The 8,758-nt window shown below is 67.0% G+C and carries 9 protein-coding genes and 1 pseudogene; 9 read left to right on the top strand and 1 reads right to left on the bottom strand.

Features of this window, described 5'->3' with window-relative positions; translation table 11 throughout:
* From BMG07_RS26250 to BMG07_RS26215, 8 genes and pseudogenes are all read left to right on the top strand, one after another.
* Window positions 1–728 (top strand): annotated as a pseudogene (locus BMG07_RS26250) (DUF6537 domain-containing protein); the annotation flags it as partial.
* Between the two features lie 25 nt (window positions 729–753).
* Window positions 754–1,737, top strand: a complete 984-nt coding sequence (locus BMG07_RS26245) for a tripartite tricarboxylate transporter substrate binding protein (RefSeq protein ID WP_198086999.1) — start codon at window positions 754–756, stop codon at window positions 1,735–1,737.
* 8 nt (window positions 1,738–1,745) lie between these two features.
* The gene (locus BMG07_RS26240) at window positions 1,746–2,984 is read left to right on the top strand and encodes an alpha-hydroxy acid oxidase (RefSeq protein ID WP_198086998.1); all 1,239 of its coding nucleotides are present in this window, start codon (window positions 1,746–1,748) and stop codon (window positions 2,982–2,984) included.
* Between the two features lie 38 nt (window positions 2,985–3,022).
* A complete protein-coding gene (locus tag BMG07_RS26235) occupies window positions 3,023–4,075 on the top strand; it encodes a TRAP transporter substrate-binding protein (protein WP_198086997.1) in 1,053 nt (350 codons plus the stop codon).
* 60 nt (window positions 4,076–4,135) lie between these two features.
* Complete coding sequence (locus BMG07_RS26230; protein ID WP_269759395.1) at window positions 4,136–4,660, top strand: TRAP transporter small permease; 525 nt, start codon at window positions 4,136–4,138, stop codon at window positions 4,658–4,660.
* Entirely contained in the window at window positions 4,657–5,958 is a 1,302-nt protein-coding gene (locus BMG07_RS26225) for a TRAP transporter large permease (RefSeq protein ID WP_198086996.1), read from the top strand. Before BMG07_RS26230 ends, BMG07_RS26225 begins: the two co-directional genes overlap by 4 nt.
* Window positions 5,958–6,398 carry a thioesterase family protein gene (locus tag BMG07_RS26220; RefSeq protein WP_198086995.1) on the top strand — a complete coding sequence of 147 codons (441 nt, stop codon included), beginning with the start codon at window positions 5,958–5,960 and terminating at the stop codon, window positions 6,396–6,398. The genes BMG07_RS26225 and BMG07_RS26220 overlap by 1 nt, the downstream gene beginning before the upstream one ends.
* 80 nt (window positions 6,399–6,478) lie before the next feature.
* On the top strand, window positions 6,479–7,399 hold the full coding sequence (locus BMG07_RS26215) for a hypothetical protein (protein WP_198086994.1): 921 nt from the start codon (window positions 6,479–6,481) through the stop codon (window positions 7,397–7,399).
* Between the two features lie 89 nt (window positions 7,400–7,488).
* On the opposite strand, the gene BMG07_RS26210 is transcribed toward BMG07_RS26215, so the two are convergent.
* Window positions 7,489–7,968 carry a low molecular weight protein-tyrosine-phosphatase gene (locus BMG07_RS26210; RefSeq protein ID WP_198086993.1) on the bottom strand — a complete coding sequence of 160 codons (480 nt, stop codon included), beginning with the start codon at window positions 7,966–7,968 and terminating at the stop codon, window positions 7,489–7,491.
* Window positions 7,969–8,453: 485 nt separating this feature from the next.
* On the opposite strand from BMG07_RS26210, the gene BMG07_RS26200 reads away from it, so the two are divergent.
* Complete coding sequence (locus tag BMG07_RS26200; protein WP_198086991.1) at window positions 8,454–8,666, top strand: hypothetical protein; 213 nt, start codon at window positions 8,454–8,456, stop codon at window positions 8,664–8,666.
* The last annotated feature ends 92 nt before the right edge of the window (window positions 8,667–8,758 follow it).

The raw sequence follows: 8,758 nt of genomic DNA, 5'->3' as shown, positions 1-8,758 counted from the left end.
GGCGCCCACGGCTTTGCCATAACGCGCGAGATGCGCGCTGGCTCGCGCTGTGGATGGCCTTCGACGACATCGTGCGCGTGGCCGCGCTCAAGGGCCGCGCGAGCCGTGCGCAGCGCGTGCGGCAAGAGGTGCGCGCCGGCGACGACGACATCGTGAAGGTCTACGACCACTTCAAGCCCGGCGCCGCCGAGTTCGCGGCCTTGCTGCCGCCTTCGCTGTCGCGCCGCGTCACCGCGTGGGACCGGGGCCGCCAGGCGCGCGGCCGCGAGCCGTGGGCGCTGCCGCTGAAGGTGGGCAGCCACTCGGTGTTCGGCATGGCGTCGCTGCGGCTGCTGGCGTCGCTGCGCTGGCTGCGCCGCCGGGGCAGCCGCTTCGCCGAGGAGCAGGCGCTGATCGAACGCTGGCTCGCGGCCGTGGAAGCCGGCACGCGCGAAGGCTGGGCACTGGGTCACGAACTGGCGCTGTGCGGCCGGCTCATCAAGGGCTATGGCAGCACCAACGAACGCGGCAAGCACAACCTGCTGCATGTGATCGACGAGCTGGCCGGCCGCACGGCCTTGCCGGTGCAGGCGCGCGCCACCGCGATTGCCGCCGCCCGCGAAGCGGCGCTGGCCGACGAAGGCGGCAAGGCGCTCGACGCCGCGCTGGCCGCGCACGGCGCCGCGCCGCGGCCGGTGCAGGCGCAGCCGATCCGCTGGATGAAGCGCCCGCCGCCGCTGAAGGTTTGACACCAAAAGACCACGGAGACCCTCGATGTTCCACCGCCCTGCCGCCCTTTCCTGGCGACGATGCCTGCTCGGCCTCGCCGTCGCCGCCCTGCTCGCCCCCGCCCACGCCAACAACTGGCCGGCCAAGCCGATCAAGGTGATCGTCAACTTCCCGGCCGGCGGCGCGGCCGACCAGATCGCGCGCGCCATCTCGCAGCCGCTGCAGGAGTCGCTGAAGCAGCCGGTGGTCATCGAGAACCGCACCGGCGCCAACGGCAATGTCGGCGGCGAGGCCGTGGCACGCGCGCCGGCCGACGGCTACACGCTGCTCATGAGTTCGGGCGGCATGGTGTCGGTGAACCCGCACCTCTACACACGCATGAGCTTCGACCCCGCCAAAGACCTGGTGCCCGTGGCCGCCGCCGCGCGCGTGCTGGTGTTCCTGGTCACGCGGCCGTCGCTGCCGCCGACGAACGTGGGCGAATTCATCTCCTACGTGAAGGCCAACCCCGGCAAGCTGTCCTACGGTTCGCCGGGCAGCGGCAGCTCGCCGCACCTGGCCGGCGAAATGTTCAAGACGCAGGCCAGCCTCTTCGCACTGCACGTGCCGTACCGCGGCGCGGCACCCGCGCTGCAGGACCTGCTGGCCGGCCAGATCGACTACGCCTTCGACCCCGGCATTGCGCTCACGCAGGTGCGCGCGGGCAAGCTGCGGCTGCTGGCCGTGGGCAGCCCCCGGCGCTCCCCGCTGTTCCCCGACGTGCCCACGCTCGACGAGGCCGGCCTGCGCGGCTTCGACGCCGACACCGTGTTCAGTTTCTACGCGCCCGCCGGAACACCGCCGGAGGTGGTGACGCAGCTCAACGCGCAGATCAACCGCACGCTCGCGCTGCCGGCCGTGCAGGAGCGCATCGCCTCGCTCGGCGGCGAGGCGCAGCCCGGCTCGCCGGCCGCCTTCCAGCAACGCGCGGCGGCCGATTCACAGCGCTTCGGCGCGCTGATCCGCGAGCGCCGGATCGTCGCGGACTGACGCCGCCGATGGCCCTTCTCAATGTGGACGACTACCGGCGCCGCGCGCGCCGGGTGCTGCCGCGCCTGGTGTTCGACTATGTCGACGGCGGCGCGGAAGACGAGCGCTGCCTGCGGCGCAACCGCGATGCGATCGAGGCGCTGCCGCTCGTTCCCGAGTGCCTGCGCGACACCAGCACGGTGGACATCGGCATCGAGCTCTTCGGCCGCCACTGGCGCGCGCCGTTCGCGGTCGCGCCCATCGGCCTGGCGGGCCTGGTGCGCCCGCGCGCCGATGCACTGATGGCCCGCGCCGCGCAGGCCGCGCGCGTGCCCTTCATTCTTTCGACCGCGTCGAACACCCGCATCGAGGACGTGCGCGCCGCCGCGCCCGACGCCACGCTGTGGATGCAGCTGTACGTGATGGGCGAGCGCGCCATTGCCGAACGCATCGTGCGGCGTGCGCGTGCCGCCGGGTTCGAGGCGCTGGTGCTCACGGTCGACGTGCCGGTGAGCGGGCTGCGCGAGCGCGACCTGCGGCACGGCTTTCGCGTGCCGATGCGGCTCACGCCCGGCACGGTGTTCGACATGGCGCGCCACCCCGCGTGGCTGCTGCGCCTGGCGCGCGGCGGCATGCCGCGCTTCGAGAACCTGCTGCCCGACGACGACGGCGCACCAGTCTCCGCGCAGACGCAGGCCGCGCTGCTGTCGCGCACCATGGATCGCACGCTGACGTGGGACAGCCTGGGCTGGCTGCGCAAGCTCTGGGACGGCCCGTTGCTCGTCAAGGGGCTGCTGGGTGAGGAAGATGCACGACGCGCCGTGCGCCACGGCGCCGACGGCATCGTGGTCTCCAACCACGGCGGACGCCAGCTCGATGCCGCGCCCGCGAGCATCGCCGCCCTGCCCGCGATTGTCGACGCGGTGAACGGCCGCATCCCCGTCCTCATGGATGGGGGCATGCGGCGCGGAAGCGACATCGTGAAGGCGCTCGCGCTCGGCGCGCGCGGCGTGCTGCTGGGCCGCGCGCCGGTCTACGGAATGGCCTGCGGCGGCGAACAAGGCGCGCTCGCCGTACTGCGATTGCTCTGTGAAGAAACCGAACGCACCATGACTTTGCTGGGCGCCACGCAGGTGCGCGAACTCGGCCTGCATCACGTGGACCGGCCTTCGTTTCGTTCGCCCACCGAACAAGAAGGCGGATCAACGCACCCCAAGGAAAACACGCACGGGAAACCCTCCATTTACCCCATGCAAGCGACTGCCTAGATTGCTGAACCCCAAACGAACACATAACGAAGGAGACCATGACAATCGCCCACCGCTCCCCTCGCACGCGTCGCACGGCACTGGCCCTGACAGCCGTCGCCGCCGCGCTCGCACTCTGCACGCCCGCCACGCAGGCGCAGGACAAGCCCGTGCAGCTCAAGCTGTCCAGCTGGGTGCCCGCGCAGCATCCGCTCAACCCCGCGCTGCAGGCGTGGGCCGACGACATCAAGAAGGAGTCGGGCGGCACCATCACCGCGATCCTGTTTCCGTCGGAGCAGTTGGGCAAGGCCTTCGACCACTACGACATGGCGCGCGACGGCATCGCCGACTTCTCGTACGTGAACCCCGGCTACCAGCCGGGCCGCTTCCCGGTGATGGCGGGCGCGTCGCTGCCCTTCCTGTTCGCCAACGGCAAGGAAGGCTCGGCCGCCATCGACGCCTGGTACCGCAACTACGCGGCCAAGGAAATGAAGGACGTGAAGTACTGCTTCGCGTTCGTGCACGACCCCGGCACCTTCCACGCGCGCAAGAAGATCACCGTGCCCGGTGACGTCAAGGGCCTGAAGGTGCGCCCGGCCACCAGCACCGTGGGCCAGCTCATCACCTCGCTGGGCGGCACCAACGTGCAGGCCTCCGCGCCCGAGTCGCGCGACATGCTGGAGCGCGGCGTGGCCGACGCCATCACCTTCCCGTGGGGCTCCATCGGCCTGTTCGGCATCGACAAGGTCGTGAAGTACCACATGGACGTGCCGCTGTACGTCACGCCCTTCGTGTGGGTCATGAACAAGGGCAAGTACGACGCCATGTCCACCGCGCAGAAGAAGGTGATCGACGACCACTGCACCAGCGAATGGGCGCAGAAGGTGGCCGGGCCGTGGGCCGACTTCGAGTTCGCGGGCCACGCCAAGATGGCCGCGCTGCCGGGCCACGAGATCTACAAGCTCACGCCGGAACAGCTCGATGCCTGGCGCAAGGCCGCCGCGCCTTCCGAAGCGCAATGGGCCGAGAGCGTGAAGAAGGTCGGTGAAGACCCGAAGGCCGTGATGGACGCGCTGAAGGCCAGCCTCACGAAATACAAGTCCGCCCTCTGAACGTTCACGCCCCGCCCCGCGCGGGGCGTTTTGCAGGCAAGACAAGAAAGACGCAGAGACATGGCCAACCGGTCTTCCAGTTACATGGACCGCGCGATCAACACGATCGAATGGCTCGCCGCCATTTTCGTGGGCATCGTCGCGCTCAACATCTTCGTGGCCGTGGTGCTGCGCAAGTTCTTCGACACCTCGATTCCCGACGCCTACGACTTCGGCCGCATGCTGCTGGGCATCCTGATCTTCTGGGGCATCGCGGCCACCAGCTATCGCGGCGGCCACATCACGGTCGACCTCGTGTGGACGGCGGCGGGCCCGCGCATGAAGCGCGTGATCGACGTGTTCGCCACGCTGGTGCTGCTGTTCGTGGTGGCCGTGCAGACCGCCATGCTGTTCGACAAGGTGCGCGGCACCTACGTCGACAACGTGCAGACCTACGACCTGAACATTCCCACCTGGCCCTTCTACGCCGTGGCCTGGGCCGGCGACGTGTGCGCCGTGCTGCTCATCGCCATTCGCACCTACCGGCTGATCTTCCATCCGGAGCAGCTCGAAGAAATCCACCCCGAACAGAAGGCCGACGAATGAGCCCCGATGCAGTTGCAGTCCTGGGCTTTATCGCCCTCTTCGCGTTGATGCTGTTGCGCGTGCCGGTGGGCATGGCGATGGGGCTGGTGGGTGTAGTGGGCTACAGCTACATCGTCGGCCCCGGGCCCGCGCTGAAGCTGGTCGGCCAGACCTCCATGCGCACCGTGACCGACTACACCTTCGGCGTGATCCCGATGTTCATGCTGATGGGTGCGCTGGTGTCGGTGTCGGGCGTGAGCCGCGAACTCTTCAAGGCCGCCAACTCGATGATCGGCCACCTGCGCGGCGGCCTCGGCGTGGCCACCGTGGTGGCGTGCGGCGGCTTCGCGGCCATCTGCGGCTCGTCGGTGGCCACGGCCGCCACGTTCTCGGCGGTGGCGTATCCGGAGATGCGGCGCTTCAACTACCCGCAGTCGTTCTCGACCGGCGTGATTGCCGCCGGCGGCACGCTGGGCGCGATCCTGCCGCCGTCGACCGTGCTGGCGGTGTACGCCATCCTCACGCAGCAGGACATCGGCAAGCTCTTCATGGCGGGCATCGTGCCCGGCATATTGGCCATGGCGATGTACGTGTTGACCATCGCGATCATCGTGAAGATGCGGCCCGACTGGCTGCCCGGCGGCGAGGTCAAGCCGTGGTCGGAGCGCTTCAAGGACCTGAAGAACGTGTGGGCGCCGCTGGTGCTGTTCGTGTTCGTGATCGGCGGCCTGTACGGCGGCTTCTTCACGCCCACCGAGGCGGGCGGCGTGGGCGCGAGCGGCGCGTTCATCCTCGGGCTGGTGCGGCGCAAGCTCGACGGCCCGAAGATCCGCGAGGCCCTGCTGTCGGCCACGCGCACGGCGGCGGCGGTGTTCACCGTGCTGATCGGCGCGCTGCTGTTCGGGTACTTCCTGACCATCACGCAAAGCCCGCAGAAGCTCACCGAATTCCTGACCGGCCTGGGCATCGGCCGCTACGGCGTGCTTGCGCTCATCATGCTGATGTACCTGGTGCTCGGCTGCCTGATGGACGCGATGGCGATGATCATCTTGACCGTGCCCATCATCTTCCCCGTGATCGTGCACCTGGGCTTCGACCCCATCTGGTTCGGCGTGATCATCGTGATGACGGTGGAGCTGGGGCTCATACATCCACCGGTGGGCATGAACGTGTTCGTCATCAAGAGCGTGGTGAAGGACGTGAGCTTCACCACCATCTTCAAGGGCGTGCTGCCGTTCATCCTGACCGACATCGTGCGCCTGGTGATCCTGATCGCCTTCCCCATCATTGCCTTGTGGCTGCCGACGAGAATGGGCTGATGAGCAACACCAACACCGACACCACCGCCATCAAGGAAGTCGTCTACACCGTGCGCGTCGAGTTCGGCGACTGCGACCCCGCCGGCATCGTCTGGTTTCCCAATTTCTTCCGCTGGATCGACGCCGCCTCGCGGCACTTCTTCGCCGAGTGCGGCGTGCCGCGCTGGGAAGAAACCACCGAGACGCTGGGCGTGATCGGCACGCCGCTGGTCGACACGCACACACGCTTCGTCAAGTCCGCGAGCTATGGCGACACGCTGCGCATTGCGGTGCGCGTGAAGGAGTGGCGCGAGAAGAGCTTCGTACAGACGTACCGCGTGACGCGGGGCGAAGACCTGATCCTCGAGTGCGAGGAGGTGCGGATCTTCGGGGCCAAGCGCGAAGGGGGCGGGATCCGGGCGGTGCAGATTCCGCCTTCGATTCGGGTGCTCTGCGAGTAGGCGTCTTCCTGCCAGCCTCTCGAGATGAAAGTCGGCAAAAAACCGGCGAAACTCGGGCTTCAAGCATGGAGAGAGGAAGCATGTCTATCAAGACCGTTCTGTTGGCCGTGACCACGGCCGCATTGTGCGGATGCGTGGCGCCGCAAGTCACGCGTGCCCAGCCCGCCGGACCCGACGCCGAGGTCATCCACAAATACCGCATCGTCCCCACGGACATCACGAAGAATCTTCTGCCCGGCGTCGCGCTCAAATACACCATCTCGAAGAACGACGGCCCCGCCGGACCGGAACGGGATTGCCAGATCAACAGCGAAGGCGTCTGCGAGATCAGCCTCTATGTGCCGCTTCGGCTTTTCTCGGGTGGCCCGCCCTATGTTTCTTCCATCGTGTACTTCGCGCGGAAGGACGGTTTCTTCATGGCCGCGGGGCGCGTGTCTTCCAGCTACGGAGGTGCCGTTACGACCGCCGAAGTCGCGCAGAAGCGCATCACGCTTTACCGCGCACCGGACTATCTTTCGCCCGGATTCCTGAACACGTCCACCGATCGCGAATTGCGCGATCAATCGCTGAAGTACGTGGGCTTGCTTCGCGTTGAGAATGAACTGGCCGACGCTGAACTCGTCCCTGGAAGCATTGGCGTCGAGAGCTTCAAGGGCAAGAAGTACCTGCGCGCCGATATCGAGCACCAGCTGCTGTTCAATCGACGACTTCTCACGAAGTACGACATGGGCAAGCGAATCTTTGACGACACGATCCGCAAGATATTGACCCCGCTGAACGACAACTTCAGCAATCCCAAGCTCTTCCACGGATATGACCTGCACGTTGCCGCCGTCATGAGCAACGGCAAGGAGGCTCCCGTGGAACCGATCAGATTCCGGTTCTTGATGCCACAGGATGCCGTCAAGCGCTACAAGAACCAGGACATCTCGGGGCAACAGTTGCTCGACGCGTCGATTCTGCTGATGGACGACGAGCGCATCGACCTGAAGCTCCAATAGATATTGGCGAAAAGCCGAGCACGACGACTGGTTGGCCAGCCTCGATAGGAGGCAGTACGGCGCTGTTGATCGAAGACGATATCTGGCCGTCAGCGGCTTGATGCGTCGTCGGCCCGCAGCTTCGCAAGCAGGCCGTCCACGCCATGGTCGATCAGGTCGAAGACTTCGATGAAGTCCTTCTGCCCGCCGTACCAGGGGTCGGGCACGTCGCCCTCGATGCCTTCCGCGAACTCGGTGAACAGGTGGATCTTGTCTTCTGTTCCAGCGGGGGCGAGCCGGCGCAGCGCGGCGCAATGCTGGGCGGTCATGCCGATGACGATATCGAAGCGCTCGAAGTCGGACTTGCGGACCTGCCGCGCGGCATGGGCGTGCATCGCGATGCCGCGGCGCTTCGCCTCGGCCACTGACCGCGGATCGGGCGGGTTGCCGCGCTCCTCGTCGGAGATGGCGGCGCTGTCCACTTCGACATCGAAGCCGGCCGCGCGGGCCTTGTGCATGAGCAGCACGTGGGCCGTGGGAGAGCGGCAGATGTTGCCGGTGCAAATGAACAGGACAGCAGGGTTCTTCATGGCCCGCATTCTCGTGCCGGTCGCCTGTCGGCGGGCATCCTGGAGAACGTGACGATCGACTGCATGCCGATCGACGACGAGTCGACGATCAGGTCGTCGATCGAACGTCGATTCGGGGGGCCGAGCGATTCCGGGCGTTCAAGCGCCAAACTGCAAAACCCCTTTCACATCGCAGAACACCATCCCAAGGGTTGACGCGTCGCATGCCGCGGTGCAACAATTGGGAATCTTTATTTCGGAGCCCCGTGCGTGGACAGTGCCAGTTGGATCAGTGACAAGACGCGTGCCTCGGCAGGCGTGACACTCCAGGCTCTCTAGCGCAGGCTCTCCCGCGCTGTGTGGCCTGTGTGCACGCAGCGTGACCCTCTTGCCTTTCTCGGCAAGCGGTTCCCCTCTCCCGATACCCCGCTCCCTTCGTCACTGACTTTTTCAGTCAGCTTGCGTGCGTCCGTGCGCGAGGCCCTTCACTGCGAAGGAGCCTTGTCATGCGTCATCTCGAACTTCGTCGTCAGCAACCGCTGCAGCAACAGCAGCAGGCGCAGCCACGGACGCTGCACGACGCCCACGCCCCGGCAGGCTCGTCTGCCGCGCCCCACATCGACGACACGCTCGACCAGGCCGCCGCGCTCTGGACCACGCGCCGCATCCGCAGCTTCCTGATGCTGCTCGACCAGCCCGCCCGCCCGGCGCACCGCTGAAGCAGTCGCGCGCCGTCCACCCGCTCATTCATCCACGCACGCAAACAAAGGAGGCCCCCATGGACCCAGCCCCTCATTTGCGCCCCTGCGCG

The sequence above is a fragment of the Variovorax sp. E3 genome, assembly GCF_016082275.1.
In the GTDB taxonomy this organism is placed as follows: Bacteria; Pseudomonadota; Gammaproteobacteria; order Burkholderiales; family Burkholderiaceae_C; genus Variovorax.
The sequence above is the reverse complement of the archived record's forward strand: the minus strand, read 5'-3'. Positions and strand labels throughout refer to the sequence as shown.

What these genes read in the sequence shown, in the direction of transcription:
- BMG07_RS26225 (WP_198086996.1), top strand. Translation starts at nt 4,657, where the DNA reads ATGAGCCCCGATGCAGTTGCAGTCCTGGGCTTTATCGCCCTCTTCGCG.
- BMG07_RS26215 (WP_198086994.1), top strand. Translation starts at nt 6,479, where the DNA reads ATGTCTATCAAGACCGTTCTGTTGGCCGTGACCACGGCCGCATTGTGC.
- BMG07_RS26230 (WP_269759395.1), top strand. Translation starts at nt 4,136, where the DNA reads ATGGCCAACCGGTCTTCCAGTTACATGGACCGCGCGATCAACACGATC.
- BMG07_RS26240 (WP_198086998.1), top strand. Translation starts at nt 1,746, where the DNA reads ATGGCCCTTCTCAATGTGGACGACTACCGGCGCCGCGCGCGCCGGGTG.
- BMG07_RS26235 (WP_198086997.1), top strand. Translation starts at nt 3,023, where the DNA reads ATGACAATCGCCCACCGCTCCCCTCGCACGCGTCGCACGGCACTGGCC.
- BMG07_RS26245 (WP_198086999.1), top strand. Translation starts at nt 754, where the DNA reads ATGTTCCACCGCCCTGCCGCCCTTTCCTGGCGACGATGCCTGCTCGGC.
- BMG07_RS26210 (WP_198086993.1), bottom strand. Translation starts at nt 7,968, where the DNA reads ATGAAGAACCCTGCTGTCCTGTTCATTTGCACCGGCAACATCTGCCGC.
- BMG07_RS26200 (WP_198086991.1), top strand. Translation starts at nt 8,454, where the DNA reads ATGCGTCATCTCGAACTTCGTCGTCAGCAACCGCTGCAGCAACAGCAG.
- BMG07_RS26220 (WP_198086995.1), top strand. Translation starts at nt 5,958, where the DNA reads ATGAGCAACACCAACACCGACACCACCGCCATCAAGGAAGTCGTCTAC.